Below are 15,692 nucleotides of genomic sequence, written 5' to 3' on the forward strand. Positions count from 1 at the left end.
GTTCCGAACATCGATTCCGATGTTCGGGCCGATGCTGTAGGCGAGGCGGGGCGGACCCGCCGGGCGGAAGCCACGGCGGAACCGGGTTCTCACCGCGAGCCGTCGCCGGCGTCCCCGTGATCGTGCCCGTGCCCATGGTCGTGAGAATGGGCGTGCGGGTGCTTGTGGATCGGATCCACCCAGTAGACCTCTTCGGGCGCCTCGACCGGATCGACGTCGGTGATGTTCACGACCACCGCCTCGTTGTCGGAGCGCACCAGCACGCATTGCAGCGGGTTGTCCGGGTCGGCGTTGATCTCCTGATGCGGCACGTAGGGCGGCACGTAGATGAAGTCGCCCGGCCCGGCCTCGGCGACGTATTCCAGCCGCTCGCCCCAGCGCATCCGGGCCTTGCCGGAAACCACGTAGATCACGCTCTCCAGCGCGCCGTGATGGTGGACGCCGGTCTTGGCGTTGGGCTCGATCGCCACGGTTCCGGCCCAGATCTTCTGCGCGCCGACGCGGGCGTGGTTGATCGCGGCCTGCCGGAACATGCCCGGCGTCTGCGGCGTGTTGGAATCCAGGCGATCGCCCTTGATCACCCGGACGCCGTCCTCCTTCCAGCGCTCGTCCGACATCGAGACCTCCTCTCCCGTTGGAGGAGCGACGCTAACCCGACTTGCCCTCAGGCGCCAAACGGGCGGGCGCTCCGGCCCTTGGTCATCCGGTCGAGCGTGCCGTCGCGCCGCGCCAGCCCGTGCCAGAGCGCGAAGGCGATGTGGCCGGCGATCAGGATGAAGAGCACGAAGCCGAGAAGACCGTGCAGGGCGCTGGCCGGCGCCGTCAGCGCCGGGTTCGGTTCGCCGCCCGGCGCGACGAGCTGAACGCCGTAGACCGAGAAGCCGCGGCCGTTGTTGGCCGCGCGCAGGATCGCCAGGAACGGCACGACGATCATCAGCGCGTACATCGCGAAATGGCCGATGGTCGCCGCGGCTCGCAGCGGCGCGGGCCCCTCGTGCGAAGGCCGGTTGGAGAGGTTCGACAGGCCCCAGGCGCCGCGCAGGATCGCCAGCACGAAGATGGTGAAGCCGACGGAGAAATGCGTGCCCCAGAAGAAGTTCGCGAGCGCCGTGTCGTTCGCGAGGATGCGCGTCAGCACCGTGACCAGCTGCCAGACGATGAAGGCGGCCATGATCCAGTGGAAGGCCCGGCTGACGACGCCGTAGCCGGCGGGATGGTCTCGAAGCTGCGTTGCGGAACTCATCGGCTCTCTCCGTGGGCCTCCCGAGCATGAAGATGCGCGAGAACGTCAGCCGGCCAAGTGAATTCTTGGAAAGATTCTACGTCCTCGTCCTCGCGAGGGCGAGAAGCCGGTCCGTGTCGACCGCGCCCGCCAGAGCGTCGGCCACTTCATCGAGCGCCGCGTCCACCCGCTCTCCATAGCCCGGACCGCCCGAAACCTCGCATCCGAGCGAGGCGAGGAAGGCGCGCCGGAACGCGTCTCCCGCGAACAGGCCGTGCAGATAGGTGCCCATCACGCGGCCGTCGTCGCTCGTCGCCCCTTCCGGGCGGCCGCCGAGCGTGGCGAAGGGCCGAACCCGGTCCGGCCCCTCGGTGCGGCCGAGATGGATCTCGTAGCCCTCCACCGGCGGGCCGAGCGTCGAGCGGCCGGCGGCGGGGCGCACGGTCTTGCCGCCCTCCATCGCCGTCTCGACGTCGAGGAGCCCCAGCCCCTTGGCGGCGCCGGGCGTTCCGTCGTGACCCTTCGGGTCGGCGATCGAGCGGCCGAGAAGCTGGAAGCCGCCGCACAGGCCGAGGATCGCGCCACCCGCCGCCCGCACCGCCGCGATGTCGCGGTCCCAGCCATTCGCCCGGAAGGCGGCGAGGTCGCTGAGCGTCGATTTGGTGCCGGGCAGGACGACGAGGTTCGCCGAGGCCGGAATGCACGCCCCCGGCCGCACGAAGGAGAGCGAGACGCCCGGCTCCTGCGCGAGCGGGTCGAGATCGTCGAAATTGGCGATCCGGTCGAGGAGGGGGACGCAGATGCGGAACGCGCCGGAGCCGGAAGCGGAGATCCTTTCGAGCGCGACGGAATCCTCCGGCGGCAGCGTGCCGGCGGCCTTCAGATGCGGCACGAGGCCGAGGCCCGGCCATGCGGTGAAGCGCGTGACGGCCTTCATCCCCTCGTCGAAGAGGGTGGGGTCGCCGCGGAACTTGTTGACGAGAAAGCCCCGGATCATGGCGCGGTCGCCGGGCTCGAGCACGGTGTGGGTGCCGACGAGCGAGGCGATGACGCCGCCGCGGTCGATGTCGCCGACGAGGACCACGGGCACGCCCGCCGCGCGGGCGAAGCCCATATTGGCGATGTCGCCGGAGCGCAGGTTGATCTCGGCCGGCGAGCCCGCGCCCTCGGCGATCACGAGATCGACGCCCGCGCTCACCTCCTCGAAGGCGTCGAGCACGTGGTCGAGCAGCCGGGGTTTCAGGCGCTGATAGTCCCGCCCCTCGGCGGTCCCGTAGACACGGCCGCGCACGACGATCTGCGACCCGGTCGAGGACTGGGGCTTGAGCAGCACCGGGTTCATGTCGACGCTCGGGGGCGTGCGGCAGGCAAGCGCCTGGAGGTGCTGCGCGCGGCCGATCTCCCCGAAGCCGTCCGTGCCCGGGATCGCCGCCACGGCGGCGTTGTTCGACATGTTCTGCGGCTTGAAGGGGCGAACGCTCAAGCCTTCGCGGGCGAAGAGGCGGCAGAGCCCGGCCACGAGCACGCTCTTGCCGACGTCCGAGCCCGTCCCCTGCAGCATGATCGCGGGCGTTCGGAGGCGGCCGGTCACGAGGTCCAGAGCAGCCGGATCGCCAGCGCGATCGAGACGGTGACGAGCAGCGGCTTGATCAGTCTGGCGCCGAAGGCCATCGCCGAACGCGCGCCGACCTGCGCGCCCGCGAAGGCCGCAAGGCCCATGCACAGGCCGAAGGTCCAGTGGATCGAGCCCGTCAGCGCGAAGACGGCGAAGCCGCCGAGATTGGACGAAAGGTTCAGGAGCTTGGTGTGGGCGGTCGCCTTCAGGAGGCCGTAGCCGCACAGGCCCACCAGCGCGATCATGTAGAAGGAGCCCGCGCCCGGCCCGAACAGCCCGTCATAGGCGCCGATGACCGGCACGAAGCCGAGCGCGAAGGCGGCCGCCGGAATGCGCCTGGCGGAATCGATGTCGGAGGCTGCGGGCTTCAGCGCGAAGTAGATCGCCACCGCGATCAGGAGATAGGGCAGGGCGGCGGCCAGCCATCCGGTCGGAATGACCTGCGCCAGAAGCGCGCCCGCGACCGCGCCGAGAAAGGCGATGCCCATCGTGGGCAGGAGCGGACGCAGCGGCACGTGGCCGCCGCGCACGAAGGCGATGGAGGAGGAGGTCGTGCCGAAGAGGCCCTGCACCTTGTTGGTGCCGATCGCCGTCAGCGGATCGACGCCCGCGATCAGGAGCGCGGGAATGGTGATCATGCCGCCGCCGCCCGCGATCGCGTCCATATAGCCGGCGCAGAAGGCGGCGAGAACGAGGAGGATCAGGACGAGTTCGAAGGACATGGAAGTCTCTCGTGGCAACGGGCGTTGACTACGCCGGACGGGTCCTGAAGGGAAGGGTCGGGCGTCGCCCCGGCTTCCGCGCGAGGCGGAAAGTCTCTATTCGCCATTGTCTCACGTGAAGCACGCCGATGGAGCGGATGACGCAGGACCCCTGGATTTCCGTGATCGGCATCGGCGACGACGGCCCGGACGGGCTGACGCCCGCCGCCCGCGCGCGTCTCGACGCGGCGCGGCTGGTCGTCGGGGGGCCGCGCCATCTCGGCATGATCGAGCGGCCCGAGCGGGGCCTCGCCTGGGCGAGCCCCATCGGCGACACGCTGCCCGGCATCGAGGCGGCCCGGCCCGGTCCGGTCGCGGTGCTGGCGAGCGGCGACCCGTCCTGGTTCGGCGGGGCGAAGCTCTTCGGGCGCTATGTCGAAAGCGGCGAGGCGGAGATCCTGCCCTCGGTCTCCTCCTTCCAGATCGCCGCCGCCCGCCTCGGCTGGCCGCTGGAGAGGACGGCCTGCCTTTCGGCCTGCGGGCGCCCGGTGGAGGACGTCTGGCCGCATCTTCGGCCCGGCGCGCGGCTGATCGTCCTCTCCTCCGGGCCGAAGACGGCCGGTGAACTGGCGGACGGCTTGAAGGCGCGCGGCTATGGCGCGAGCGCCATGTGGATCATGGCGCATCTGGGCGGCGACGAGGAGCGGATCAGCGCCTCGCGCGCCGACGCCTTCGAGGACGGCAACGTGCTCCCGCTCAATCTCATCGCCCTCGAATGCGCGCTCGACGAAGGCCGGGTCTTCGTCCCGCGCGTGCCGGGCCTTCCCGACGAGGCCTTCACGACCGACGGAACGATGACCAAGCGCATCCTGCGCGCCGCCGCGATCTCCGCCCTCGCACCCCGCGAGGGCGACCATCTCTGGGATGTCGGCGCCGGCTCCGGCTCGATCGCGGTGGAATGGCTGCGGGCGGCGACGAGGACCTCCGCGACCGCCGTCGAGCCGCGCGAGGATCGCCGCGCCCTGATCGCGGCGAACGCGACGGCGCTCTGCGTCGCCGGCCTCTCCATCGTCGCGGGGCAGGCGCCTGAATGTTTCGGCGACCTGCCGGAGCCGGACGCGGTGTTCTTCGGCGGCGGCCTGTCGGAGGAGGGCGCCGAGATCGCGCTGTCGCGGCTGAAGCCGGGCGGACGCCTCGTCGCCCATGGCGTGACGCTGGAAACGCAGGGGTTGATCTGCGACCTGCACGCGCGGCACGGCGGCGAGCTCCAGCGGATCGGCGTGGAGACGGCCGAGCCGCTGGGCCGCTATCGCGGCTGGCGGGGCGCGATGCCCGTCCTCCATTGGCACTGGACCCGATCATGAGCGCAGCCTTCGTCATGGGGCTCGGCGCCTCGTCCCTGGCCACCGTCGAGGACGCCGCCGCGCTGTGCGACGCGGTTCTGGAGGAGGCGGGCGTGACGCGCGCCGATCTGCAGGCCATCGCGACCCTCGACCGGCGCACCGACCATCCGGCGCTTCTGGCGCTTGGCCAAGCGCTCGGCCTGCCCTTGACCGGCCTCTCGCCGAAGCGGCTGCGGGACGAGGAAGCGCGGCTGGAGACGCCGTCCGAAACGGTTGCCGCGCGCACCGGCCTTGCCGGCATCGCAGAAGCGGCGGCTCTCTCGCTCGCGGGACCGGACGCGCGCCTCGCCGTGCCGAAGCGGGTCCTGGGCGGCGTCACCGCGGCGCTGGCGGAGCGCGCCGCTTGAGCGCCGGCCTGCCTCGCATCCTCGTCTCCGCGCCGTCCTCGGGCGCCGGCAAGACGACGGTCACGCTGGGGCTCCTGCGCGCGCTGCGCCGAAGCGGCGTTCCCGTCGCCTCCGCCAAGGCGGGGCCGGACTATATCGACCCGGCCTTCCACGCGGCGGCGAGCGGCGCCGAATGCGTCAATCTCGACCCCTTCGCCATGCGCCCCGCGCTGATCGCGGGCCTCGCGCCGAAGGGCGGGCTGGTCGTCGAGGGCATGATGGGGCTCTTCGACGGAGCGGCCGACGGAACGGGCTCGGCCGCCGACCTCGCCGCCCTTCTTCGCCTGCCGGTCGTCCTCATCGTCGACTGCGCGCGCCAGTCCCATTCGGTCGCGGCGCTCGTGCGGGGCTTCGCCACGCACCGGCCGGACGTGCCGCTCGCGGGGCTGATCCTCAACCGCGTCGCCACGCCGCGCCACGAGGCGATGCTGCGCGGCGCGCTGGAGCCGCTTGCGCTTCCGATCCTCGGCGCCCTGCCGCCGCGCGCCGACCTCGCTCTGCCCGAGCGCCATCTCGGCCTCGTGCAGGCGGGCGAGCACGACGATCTCGACGCCTTCCTGAACCGCGCGGCCGACTGGATCGAGGCCGGGATCGACCTCGCCGCCCTGCCATGCGGCGCGGATGCCCCGGCGCGCGAGGCCGCGCCGCTGGCGCCGCTGGGAAGCCGCATCGCGGTCGCGCGCGACACCGCCTTCGCCTTCGCCTATCCGCATCTTCTCGCAGGCTGGCGTCAGGCGGGGGCCGAGCTCTCCTTCTTCTCGCCGCTGGCCGACGAGACGCCGGAGGAGAGCGCCGACGCGGTCTATCTGCCCGGCGGCTATCCCGAGCTTCATGCCGGTCGCCTGTCCGGCAATGTCGGCTTTCGCGCCGGGATGAACGCCGCCGCCGCGCGCGGCGCGCTGATCTACGGCGAGTGCGGCGGCTATATGAGCCTGGGCGAAACGCTGGAGGATGAAGAGGGCGTCACCCACGAAATGCTTGGCCTGCTTCCGCTGCGAACATCGTTTCGGGTCCGAAAGCGTCACCTCGGCTATCGGCGGCTAGAACCCGCGACCGCAGGTCCATGGGACGGGCCGCTCGTCGGCCACGAGTTCCACTACGCGACCATCCTTCACGAAGGGGAGGCCGACCGGCTGTTCACCGCGCGCGACGCGCTCGGCGCGACGGTCGGACCGATGGGTCTGCGCGTCGGCCGGGTCATGGGCTCCTTCGCGCATGTGATCGACCGGACATGAGGGACGCGCTCGTCCACGGCGGGGCGCTCGACGGCGCGATCCGGGCTTACGGAGGCGAGCGGGCGGACTGGCTGGACCTGTCCACCGGCATCGCGCCGCGCGCGCCGTCCCTGCCTGCGATATCCCCTGACGCCTGGACTCGCCTGCCCGAGCGCGAGGCCGAGACCGCGCTGCGTGAGACCGCCCGTCGCGCTTACGGCGCGCCGGAGAGAGCCTCCATCGTGCCCGCGCCCGGCACCCAGAGCCTGATCTCGCTCTGGCCCCACCTCTTCGGCCCCGGCGACGCGGCGGTGGTCTCCCCGACCTATGCCGAGCACGCGGCGGCGCTCGACGCCGCCGGCCATGCCGTCCGGGCGATCGCAAGGCCGGACGACATCGACGCGGCAACCCGGCTCCTTGTGGTCGTCAATCCGAACAATCCGGACGGACGGCGCTTCTCCCGGCCCGCCCTCCTCGATCTGGCCGACGAACTGGCGGGACGGGAGGGCCTTCTCGTCGTCGACGAGGCCTTCATGGACCCCGATCCGGCCGAAAGCGTCTCGGGCGAGGCGGGCCGGGTGGGCCTTCTCGTCCTGCGCTCCTTCGGCAAGTTCTACGGTCTGGCGGGTCTTCGCCTCGGCTTCGCGCTGGCCGAGCCGGCCCTCGGGCGGCGTCTGGAGGAGCGGCTCGGCCCCTGGGCCGTCTCGGGACCGGCCATCGAGATCGCGACCGCTTTGATGCGCGAGGAGGCGGCGGACGGCCGCCAGCGCGAGCGCGTGGCGGCGCAGGGCCGCCTGCTTCTCCGCACGCTCGACGCGGCCGGGCTCCCGGTTCTCGGCTCCACCCCGCTCTTCGCGCTCGCCCATCACAAGAGGGCCCACGCCCTGTTCGAGGCGCTGGCGCGCCGGCGGATCCTCACCCGGCCCTTCGCGACGGAACCCGGCTGGCTGCGTTTCGGCGTCCCGGCGCACGACAAGGCGGCCGCGCGCCTGTCGGCGGCCTTGGCGGACGCCCTTTCAGAGGTTCGCGCTTGAGCGAGATCTTCTTCGTCCTCACCCTCGCGCTGCTTCTCGATCGCACGATCGGCGATCCGCCCGGCCTCTGGGCCCGCATCCCCCATCCGGTCGTCCTCTTCGGGCGCGCCATCGACGCGCTCGACCGCAACTGGAACCGGGAGCGCGACACGCCCGGCCGCCGCCGCGCTCTGGGCGTCCTCGCCTGCCTCCTGCTTCTGGCTGGCGCAGCCGCCATCGGCTGGGCGATCCACGCCGCCTGCCTGTCCCTCGGCTTCGCCGGCCTTCTTCTGGAGGGCGTAATCGTCTCGATCTTCCTGGCGCAGAAGAGCCTCGCCGCCCATGTGTCGGCGGTGGCGGACGGGCTGCTCGCGAGCCTCGCGGAGGGGCGGCGCGCCGTCTCGATGATCGTCGGCCGCGATCCGGACCGGCTCGACGCCGCCGGCGTGTCCCGCGCGGCCATCGAGAGCCTGGCCGAGAACGCCTCGGACGGCGTCGTGGCGCCGGTCGTCGCCTTTCTCCTCGCCGGGCTTCCGGGGCTCCTCGCCTACAAGATGCTGAACACGGCCGATTCCATGATCGGCCATCTCTCCGCCCGCCACCGGGACTTCGGCTGGGCCGCCGCGCGGCTCGACGATGTCGCCAACTACGTCCCCGCCCGGCTCACCGCCGGCCTCTTCGCCCTTCTGGGGCCGAGAGCGCGCGAGGCCTGGCGCGCGGCCAGACGCGATGGCCCCAATCATCGCTCCGTCAATGCGGGCTGGCCGGAGGCGGCGATGGCGGCCTCGCTCGGCCTCGCGCTCGGGGGACCGCGCCGCTACGGCGAACTGGAGGTCGACGCGCCGTTCCTCAACGCGCAAGGGCGGCGCGATGCGGGGCGCTGCGACATCGCCCGCTCGCTCGATCTCTTCCGCCTTCTGTGCGGGATCCTGCTCTTCTTCTCCGCCGCCGGCCTCGTCCTCTCCGCCCTGTGACGCGGCGCTTCTAGAGGGCGAGCGCGAAGCCGGTCAGGATCGCGACCTCGACGAGCTGCTGGTCGCAGCCGATCGTGTCGCCTGTCGCCCCGCCGAGGCGCCGACGGACGAAGCGGCGGAAGGCGAGATGCGCGCAAAGGCCGGCAAGCGTCGGCAGGAGAAGGCCGAGCGCCCCGGCGGCGAGCGCCCCGAAGGCGGCCGAAACGACGAGGCCGATGGCGATCGCGGCCCGCCCGGCGCGCGCATCCGGCGCGCCGACCCGCGACGCGAGACCGCCGGGCTCGGCGGCCGGCAGGCTCGACCAGAGATGGGCCATCGCGCCCCGGCTGGCGGCGGCGGCGGCGAGAAGCGCCAGGATCGCGGCGCCGGTCCCGTGAGTCAGAAGCTCGGCGAGGAGCGCGACCTTGGCGCCGAGCACCAGGATCAGCGCGAGCGTGCCGTACACGCCGATGCGGCTGTCCTTCATGATGGCGAGCGCCCGCTCGCGCGGGTGATGGCCGAAGAGACCGTCCGCCGTGTCCGCCAGCCCGTCCTCGTGCAGCGCGCCGGTGAGGCCGATCGTCAGGGCGAGCGAGAGGATCGCCGCGACGGGCGCCGAGAGTCCCAGCGCCTGGGCGAGCGCCAGGAGCGCCGCGCCGGGCAGGGCGACGAGAAGCCCCGCGGCCGGGAAGGCGTGGGCGTCGTCGCCGAGCCGGTGCTCGCCGTGGAAGGCGCGGCCCACCGGCGGCAGGCGGCTGAGGAAGGCGAGGGCGCGCAAGGTGGCGTCGAGATGGCCGGTCATGTCCGCTCGTAGCAGCGCCGGCCCGGCTCCGTCACGCGCTGTTCGCCGGCTGCCATTCGCATTCCCGAAGGCGCGCCCCCGCATCGGATCGACGGGCCTTCTGGAAATCGATTCCGATTTGCGGGCCGATGCTCTAACACCCGGGCTCACCGTTTCACGTGAAATATCGAGCCCGACACCATGTCCGCCACCGGCCTTCCCTTCGACGACATCCGCGCGCTCCTCGCCCGCATGCCCGGCCCCGACGGCGCGGCGCTCCACGCGGTGCGCCATCGCGAGGAGACGCTGACCAAGCCCGAGGGCTCGCTCGGGCGGCTGGAGGAGATCGCGGCCTGGCTCGCCGTCTGGCAGGGCCGCGCCAGCCCGGCGGTGAACCGTCCGGTCGTCGCGATCTTCGCCGGCAATCACGGGATCGCGGCGCGCGGCGTCTCGGCCTATCCGTCCTCCGTCACGCGGCAGATGGTCGAGAATTTCGCGGCCGGGGGCGCGGCAATCAACCAGATCTGCCAGACCTACGGGCTCGGCCTCAAGGTGTTCGACCTCGCGCTCGACCATCCGACGGCCGACATCACCGCCGAGGCGGCGCTGTCGGAGAAGGCCTGCGCGGCGACCATGGCCTTCGGCATGGAGTGCCTGCACGACGAGCCGGACCTCCTGTGCATCGGCGAGATGGGGATCGGCAACACGGCGGTGGCCGCGGCGATCTTCGCCGGCCTCTTCGGGGGCACGGCCGCCGAATGGGTCGGCCCCGGCACGGGGCAGGACGCGGAGGGCGTGAAGCGCAAGGCAGCGGTCGTACAGGAGGCGCTGGACCTGCACCGGGCGCATCTCACCGATCCGCTGGAGGTTCTGCGGCGTCTCGGCGGGCGCGAGATCGCCGCGATGGCCGGCGCGATCCTCGCGGCCCGCGTGCAGCGCGTGCCCGTCATCGTGGACGGCTTCGCCGCGAGCGCGGCGGCGGCGGTCCTTCACGCGCTGGACCGCTCGGCGCTCGACCATTGCCTGTTCGGGCACGTCTCCGCCGAGCCGGGCCACCGCAAGGCGCTGGAGGCGATGGGCAAGGTGCCGCTCCTGGCGCTGGGAATGCGGCTCGGCGAGGGGACGGGCGCGGCGCTCGCCGCCGGCATCGTCAAGGCCGCGGCCGCCTGTCACACGGGCATGGCGACCTTCGAACAGGCCAAGGTCTCGGGCAAGCTCTGAGCCCCGTCAGGGCCTCGGGGAGCGATCCGGTCCCCTCCCACCGTCCGGCGTCAGCAGCCGATCTCCGCGCGGATCTCGTTCACCTCGGCGAGCGTCGAGCAGACGGTCTCGCATGGGATCCCGTCTCCGTCGCCGTCCGCGCGGGTGTAGCCGTCGCACCAGAGGATCACCGCTTCGCGGCAGGAGCGCATGTCGCCGCAGGTCTGGCGGCGCTGCGCCAGAAGCTGCGGCTCGCGAAGCGCCTCGAAGGCCTCCCGGACGCTCGGGGACTGCTGCGCCCATGCAGACGGGACGAAGACCGAAGAGAGTTGAAACGCGGCGAGGAGCATCGCCGCGACGAGACGTTTCGCAACCATAAGTCGATAGTGGCAGGCGAACGCCTCGCCCGCAAGGCGGACGGGAGAGACGCGCGTTACGGCTCACCGGCAATAGGTCGAGCCGTTGGAGCGTGCGGCGATGTCGAGATGCAGATGGTCCGCGTGGTCGGCATCGGTGCCGGGACCGAGGACCGTCCTGAACGGGCCGCAGGCGGCGCGCCGGACGGCGGCGAGGAACCGGTCCTCGGGCGAGCCGGCGTCCTGCGCCTCGACGGCGACCGGCGCGCGCTCCTCCCACGCGAAGGCGCCGACGTCGATGGCGCTGCCGCGACCGTGCTCGGAGACGCCGCTTTCGCTCGCGCGGTCGCGGCAGACAAAGGTCGAGACCTCCCCGATCGCGGAGGGCGCGTCGGCGCCGAGCGTCTCGCGGGCGGCGGGAACGACGCCCTCCGTCACCCAGATGTCGAAGGCGAGCGCGGTGCGGCAGAGCATCCGCGTGTCCGCGCCCAGAACGACGCCGGAGGAGGTGCGGGTGAGCGAGACGGGCCGCAGCACCCCGCATTCGCCCTCCGAGACGCTGGGGGAGACGGTGAACCGCGCCCCGCGCGCGGTGAGCTCCGCCTCGCAAGCGCGGGCATCCTCGACGGCGCGCGCCGCCTCGACGCTCTCCTGCGGCGTCACGTCGAAGTCGGGCGTTTCCGGCGCGCTTTCCTCGGGCGAGGTGCGGGCCTCGTCGGGCGAGACATAGGCCGGCTCGTCCTCGTCCTTATCCGTGTCCTCGGCCGGGCCATCCTCCGTTCCGGCTGCTTCGTCCGAGGGCGCCGAATCGTCCTTCGGGCGGGGCTCGGGCGTCGGAACGCCGGTTGAAGCCGGCTCATCGCCCGGCGTCTCGGTCTGTGCGGCGAGGGGAGAGGCGCAGAGGAGCAGCATCAGGGCGGCCCCCTGCAGCGGGATCAGGCTCGGCATCGTTCCTCCTCGCCGTTCCTAGCCGAACGGCTCGAGAAGGATCGGCCGGCGAAAGCGGCCTTTGTGCGGTCCCATGCGAAAACGGCGCCCGCAGGAGGCGCCGTTCCCGTCACTCGACGAAGGTGACCGTGACGCCGGGGGAGACGATCTTGGCCAGTTCCGTCGCGTCCCAGTTCGTCAGTCGGATGCAGCCGTAGGAATAGGTGCGGCCGATCTGCGAGGGCTCGGGCGTGCCGTGGATGCCGTAGGTCGGGCGCGAGAGGGCGATCCAGACCGTGCCGACCGGGCCGTTCGGGCCGGGCGGGATGGTGAGGATCTGCGTGTTCTCGCCCTGCTGGAAATTGACTTTGGGATTGTACGTGTAGTTCGGGTTGAGCGCGATGCGCGTCACCTCGACCTCGCCCTCGGGGGACGGCGTGGAGGAGGAGCCGATCGAGGCCGGATAGGCGACGACGAGACGGCCGTCCTCGCCATAGCCGCGCACCTGCTTGCGGCCCTTGTCGGCCTCGATGCGCACGACGGGCGTGGTGATCCGGTCGCCGACATTCATGACCTTGATGATCGTGCCGGGACGGTTGAAGTCGGCGCCCGGATTGATCTCCTGCAGGTAGCGCTCGTCCATGTGGAAGCGCTCGGCGAGCTTCTCGGTCACGCGCTCGTAGGACATGTGGTCGAGCAGCGCCTTCTCCGAATAGTCGCTCGGGATCGAGGCGACGAAGGGGCCGGAGACGTCCTCGTTGGTGATCGTGTACTCGATGACCGCCGGCCCGCCCGTGGCGTAGAGCTCCTCGGCCAGCGCCTGCGGGTCGTTGAAGTCGATCGAGCGGCCGGTGATCTCCTCGTAGGCCGCGACCGCCTTATTGACGTTGGAGCCCATCTGCCCGTCGATGACGCCCGGCGAGGCGCCGGCGCGGTCGAGGATCACCTGATAGGCGGCGACCTGCGCCTTGGCGTTCGGCCCGGTCGGGCCGGCGACGGTCGGGGCGGGGTCGCTTTCGGGCTGCTGGGTCCAGAGCTGCGGCGGCTGCTGCGGGCCGATCGAGCCGGTGGCGTAGGGATCGGTGCCCTCCGGCGGCAGGGCGGCGGTCTGGCTCGGCTCGGTGCCGGGCGCGGGCAGAGGCTGCGCCTCGACCGGACGCTCGGCCGCCGAATCCCAGTCCTGGCCGGTGAAGGGGTCGCCGTAGCGCGGCGGAACGGTGCCGACCGGGCCTTCCAGCACCGCGCCGGGGGGCGGGGGGCCGTCGAGCACGATGGCGCCCTGCGGTCCGCGCTCCTCCACCGCGACGACCCGGCCATAGGGATCGACCGTGATCAGCCGGCCGTATTCGTCGATGAAGCTCTCGTTGCCGCTCGAGCGGTCGGGTTCGAAGGAACGGTAGTAGGGGCTGTCGCGATAGGGATCGTAATATTGCGCGAAGGCTTCGCCCGAAACGGCGCCGAGCCCGAACGGAATCGCCAGGATGCCAATCGCGATGCCCGACAGAACCCTCATCGGCGTCTCTCCGTCTCTTCGTTCCCGCCGACGTTCAGGAGGCGCCGGTCCCTATCAATGCCCGAGAGGGGCGAACGTCTCCATTCATCCCTCATCAAGCCTAACGAAAGGCAAATGAACCCGGCATGAAGATGTCGCGCCGATCACGCTCCGGCGAGTCCGACGGCATCAGGACCCCGGACGCTGAGGCCCTTGCGCGCGCGTTCGCTCCAGCTCGATCACCACCGGGTTCGGCACGTGGTCGTAGGCCGCGCGCGTGTAGAGATCGACGCCGACCCCGACGACGGTCGGTCCGCCGAGCGCGTTGCGCGCGACGCCCGAGGCGCCGGCCACGCTGATCCGGCGCCGCACCTCGACGGTCGCGGTCTCGTAGCCCGGCGCGCTCGCCGTCACCGTGAAGTCGCGCGAGCGCGGCGCGCGCACCGTGCAGGAGCCCTGGCACGCGACGTCGAGGCTGGTGCGGATCGTCGCGTTGGCGGGCGTCACCTCGATGCGCACCGGCTCCTCCACCCCGCGCTGGATCGTGCCGCAGGCGGGAAGCGCCAGAAGGGCCGGCAGGAGAAGGAGACGGGCGAAGATCATGAACCGGGACCCTTTCATCGAGCGGGGGAGCGGCGCTCTCCATGGCACGGGCGCAACGCCGTTCGAAGACGACGCGGGCGCCGGACCGCCCGTTTTTCCGGAACTGCGAGGGCGGGGGGACGTTCCTTCCGCCAATCCACGCGAAAAGGAGACGATCATGTCCGCGACCATGGGAACGGGACCGTCCGGCGAAATCGAGACCGGCGTCGACGCGATCGAGGCGAGCCGCGTGAACGGCACGAAGGTCTACAACACCGACGGCGACAGCCTCGGCCATATCCACGACGTCGTCATCGGGAAGCGCGACGGCCGCGTGAAATACGCCATCATGTCCTTCGGCGGCTTCCTCGGCATCGGCGAGGAGTATCACCCGCTGCCCTGGAACGTCCTGAAATACGACGAGCGCCAGGGCGGCTACGTGGTGGGCCTGACGCGCGAGCAGCTGGAGGGCGCGCCGCGCTACGCGGAAACGAACCGTCCGAGCTGGGGCGACGAGGCCTATGGCCGCCGCGTCCACGACTATTACGGCGTCGGCTATCTCTGACGGCCGAGGGGGCGGGCCCGCTTCGGCGGCCCGCCCCTGACGACCATCTGCCACCCCTTGCGCCGTCAGCGGCGCTCCTCCACTCTCGGCCGGAACAGGGGGAGGATGCGGGACGATGAAGCTGTTCTATTCGCCGGGGGCGTGTTCGCTCGCCGCGCACATCGCGCTGATCGAGGCCGGCGCGCAGTTCGAGATCGCCGCGGTGGACCTCAAGGGCGGCGAGCAGCGCCGGCCCGAGTTCCTGAAGGTCAATCCGAAGGGCCGGGTTCCGGCGCTCGTCACCGATCGGGGCACGATCACCGAATCCATCGCCATCCTCGCCTATGTCGCGATGGCCTATCCGCAGGCGCGGCTCGCGCCGCTGGACGATCCGCACGGCTTCGCCGAGATCCAAGCGATCAACTCCTTCCTCTCCTCCTCGGTGCACGTGACCTTCGCGCTGGAGCGGCGCGGCGCGCGCTACGCCGACGACGAGGCGGCGCGCGAGTCCCTCAAGCGCAAGGTGCCCGAGACGCTCGACGCCCATTTCGGCCTGATCGAGGAGATGCTGGCGGACGGGCGCGACTTCGTCCACGGCGACCGCTACACGATCTGCGACCCCTATCTCTTCCTGTTCTCTCGCTGGTACCGCGACCGGGGCTTCGGCTCGGCCGAGAAGACGCCGCATGTCTTCGCCCATCTGGAGCGGATCGGCGCGCGCGAGGCGACGCAGGCGGCGATCAGAGCCGAAGAGGGCTGATCGCCCGTCCGCCGTCAATTCCAGAAGAAGGCGAGGCCGCCGAAATAGATCCAGGCGATCGAGAAGATCCAGGGCGTGTGCCGGGCGAAGAGCGAGGAGCGCTGCAGCCCGACCATCAGCGAGGGATCGTAGCGCCCGCGCTGCGGCCCCGAGGTCGGCCAGTAGGTGGCGATGTCGGTCCGGCTCGTCAGAAGCTCCTCCTGCCGCTCCTGCCATTTCGAGATGGACTCGTAGGAGGTGCGGATGCTCGGCCAGGCGTAGATCGAGAGGATGAGGCCGAGCAGCGCCAGCGGCAGCGGCACCAGCACCATGTAGTAGGGCGCGGAATCGAGCGCGCCGCTCATCGAGGTCGCATAGGCGATGATCAGGAAGGACTGCGCCGACAGGAAGGCGTTGAGCCGCCCCGACAGAAGCTCGGTCTCGAAGCGGATCTCGCTGCGATAGGCGGCGAGCAGGCCGACATTCTCGCTGTGCGAGTTCGTGTCGATGATGGGAATGTCGTCGTCGGCCATGGCGCGCCTGAAGCGTTGGGAAGCGGAGCGG

General features: G+C 71.5%; 17 protein-coding genes and 1 pseudogene. 8 read left to right on the forward strand and 10 right to left on the reverse strand.

Annotated elements, in window-relative coordinates:
• Positions 1-155 precede the first annotated feature (155 nt).
• The 4 genes and pseudogenes from AC6R2M_RS16610 to AC6R2M_RS16625 all read right to left on the reverse strand — a co-directional run.
• A pseudogene (locus AC6R2M_RS16610) lies at positions 156-617 on the reverse strand (cupin domain-containing protein); the annotation flags it as partial.
• A 47-nt stretch (positions 618-664) separates the two neighbouring features.
• Entirely contained in the window at positions 665-1,243 is a 579-nt protein-coding gene (locus AC6R2M_RS16615; protein WP_500484056.1) for a cytochrome b, read from the reverse strand.
• 76 nt (positions 1,244-1,319) lie between these two features.
• A complete protein-coding gene (locus tag AC6R2M_RS16620) occupies positions 1,320-2,783 on the reverse strand; it encodes a cobyric acid synthase (protein WP_500487634.1) in 1,464 nt (487 codons plus the stop codon).
• Positions 2,784-2,809: 26 nt separating this feature from the next.
• Positions 2,810-3,559, reverse strand: a complete 750-nt coding sequence (locus AC6R2M_RS16625) for a TSUP family transporter (protein ID WP_500484058.1) — start codon at positions 3,557-3,559, stop codon at positions 2,810-2,812.
• Positions 3,560-3,696: 137 nt separating this feature from the next.
• Here AC6R2M_RS16625 and cbiE point away from each other — a divergent pair, with 137 nt between their 5' ends.
• From cbiE to cbiB, 5 genes are read left to right on the forward strand one after another with little or no spacing between them, the layout of a single operon-like run.
• Positions 3,697-4,902 (forward strand): precorrin-6y C5,15-methyltransferase (decarboxylating) subunit CbiE, encoded by a 1,206-nt coding sequence (gene cbiE / locus AC6R2M_RS16630; protein WP_500484060.1) that lies wholly within the window; start codon positions 3,697-3,699, stop codon positions 4,900-4,902.
• Positions 4,899-5,288: a cobalamin biosynthesis protein gene (locus AC6R2M_RS16635; RefSeq protein ID WP_500484062.1), complete on the forward strand. Its 390-nt coding sequence runs from the start codon at positions 4,899-4,901 to the stop codon at positions 5,286-5,288. The genes cbiE and AC6R2M_RS16635 overlap by 4 nt, the downstream gene beginning before the upstream one ends.
• Positions 5,289-5,296: 8 nt before the next feature.
• Complete coding sequence (locus tag AC6R2M_RS16640) at positions 5,297-6,562, forward strand: cobyrinic acid a,c-diamide synthase CobB (protein WP_500487635.1); 1,266 nt, start codon at positions 5,297-5,299, stop codon at positions 6,560-6,562.
• Positions 6,559-7,575 carry a threonine-phosphate decarboxylase CobD gene (gene cobD, locus AC6R2M_RS16645; protein ID WP_500484064.1) on the forward strand — a complete coding sequence of 339 codons (1,017 nt, stop codon included), beginning with the start codon at positions 6,559-6,561 and terminating at the stop codon, positions 7,573-7,575. Before AC6R2M_RS16640 ends, cobD begins: the two co-directional genes overlap by 4 nt.
• A complete protein-coding gene (gene cbiB / locus AC6R2M_RS16650) occupies positions 7,572-8,528 on the forward strand; it encodes an adenosylcobinamide-phosphate synthase CbiB (protein ID WP_500484066.1) in 957 nt (318 codons plus the stop codon). The genes cobD and cbiB overlap by 4 nt, the downstream gene beginning before the upstream one ends.
• A gap of 10 nt (positions 8,529-8,538) precedes the next feature.
• Here the strand turns inward: cbiB and cobS are convergent, their stop codons facing one another.
• Complete coding sequence (gene cobS, locus AC6R2M_RS16655; protein ID WP_500484068.1) at positions 8,539-9,309, reverse strand: adenosylcobinamide-GDP ribazoletransferase; 771 nt, start codon at positions 9,307-9,309, stop codon at positions 8,539-8,541.
• A gap of 180 nt (positions 9,310-9,489) precedes the next feature.
• On the opposite strand from cobS, the gene cobT reads away from it, so the two are divergent.
• Positions 9,490-10,509 carry a nicotinate-nucleotide--dimethylbenzimidazole phosphoribosyltransferase gene (gene cobT, locus AC6R2M_RS16660; RefSeq protein WP_500484070.1) on the forward strand — a complete coding sequence of 340 codons (1,020 nt, stop codon included), beginning with the start codon at positions 9,490-9,492 and terminating at the stop codon, positions 10,507-10,509.
• Between the two features lie 50 nt (positions 10,510-10,559).
• Here the strand turns inward: cobT and AC6R2M_RS16665 are convergent, their stop codons facing one another.
• The 4 genes from AC6R2M_RS16665 to AC6R2M_RS16680 all read right to left on the reverse strand — a co-directional run bounded on the left by AC6R2M_RS16665 (position 10,560) and on the right by AC6R2M_RS16680 (position 13,866).
• Positions 10,560-10,865 (reverse strand): excalibur calcium-binding domain-containing protein, encoded by a 306-nt coding sequence (locus tag AC6R2M_RS16665; protein ID WP_500484072.1) that lies wholly within the window; start codon positions 10,863-10,865, stop codon positions 10,560-10,562.
• A gap of 63 nt (positions 10,866-10,928) precedes the next feature.
• Positions 10,929-11,792 carry an extensin-like domain-containing protein gene (locus AC6R2M_RS16670; protein ID WP_500484074.1) on the reverse strand — a complete coding sequence of 288 codons (864 nt, stop codon included), beginning with the start codon at positions 11,790-11,792 and terminating at the stop codon, positions 10,929-10,931.
• A gap of 109 nt (positions 11,793-11,901) precedes the next feature.
• Positions 11,902-13,284, reverse strand: coding sequence for a L,D-transpeptidase (locus tag AC6R2M_RS16675; RefSeq protein ID WP_500484076.1), 1,383 nt, complete (start codon positions 13,282-13,284; stop codon positions 11,902-11,904).
• 168 nt (positions 13,285-13,452) lie between these two features.
• The gene (locus AC6R2M_RS16680) at positions 13,453-13,866 is read right to left on the reverse strand and encodes a translation initiation factor 2 (RefSeq protein ID WP_500484078.1); all 414 of its coding nucleotides are present in this window, start codon (positions 13,864-13,866) and stop codon (positions 13,453-13,455) included.
• A 157-nt stretch (positions 13,867-14,023) separates the two neighbouring features.
• Here AC6R2M_RS16680 and AC6R2M_RS16685 point away from each other — a divergent pair, with 157 nt between their 5' ends.
• Both AC6R2M_RS16685 and AC6R2M_RS16690 read left to right on the forward strand, forming a co-directional pair.
• Complete coding sequence (locus AC6R2M_RS16685; RefSeq protein WP_500484080.1) at positions 14,024-14,410, forward strand: PRC-barrel domain-containing protein; 387 nt, start codon at positions 14,024-14,026, stop codon at positions 14,408-14,410.
• A 115-nt stretch (positions 14,411-14,525) separates the two neighbouring features.
• The gene (locus AC6R2M_RS16690; protein WP_500484082.1) at positions 14,526-15,149 is read left to right on the forward strand and encodes a glutathione S-transferase family protein; all 624 of its coding nucleotides are present in this window, start codon (positions 14,526-14,528) and stop codon (positions 15,147-15,149) included.
• Positions 15,150-15,163: 14 nt separating this feature from the next.
• On the opposite strand, the gene AC6R2M_RS16695 is transcribed toward AC6R2M_RS16690, so the two are convergent.
• Positions 15,164-15,661, reverse strand: coding sequence for a RipA family octameric membrane protein (locus tag AC6R2M_RS16695; protein ID WP_500484084.1), 498 nt, complete (start codon positions 15,659-15,661; stop codon positions 15,164-15,166).
• Between the last annotated feature and the right edge of the window lie 31 nt (positions 15,662-15,692).

The sequence above is a fragment of the Aureimonas sp. CAS genome (genome assembly GCF_059838215.1).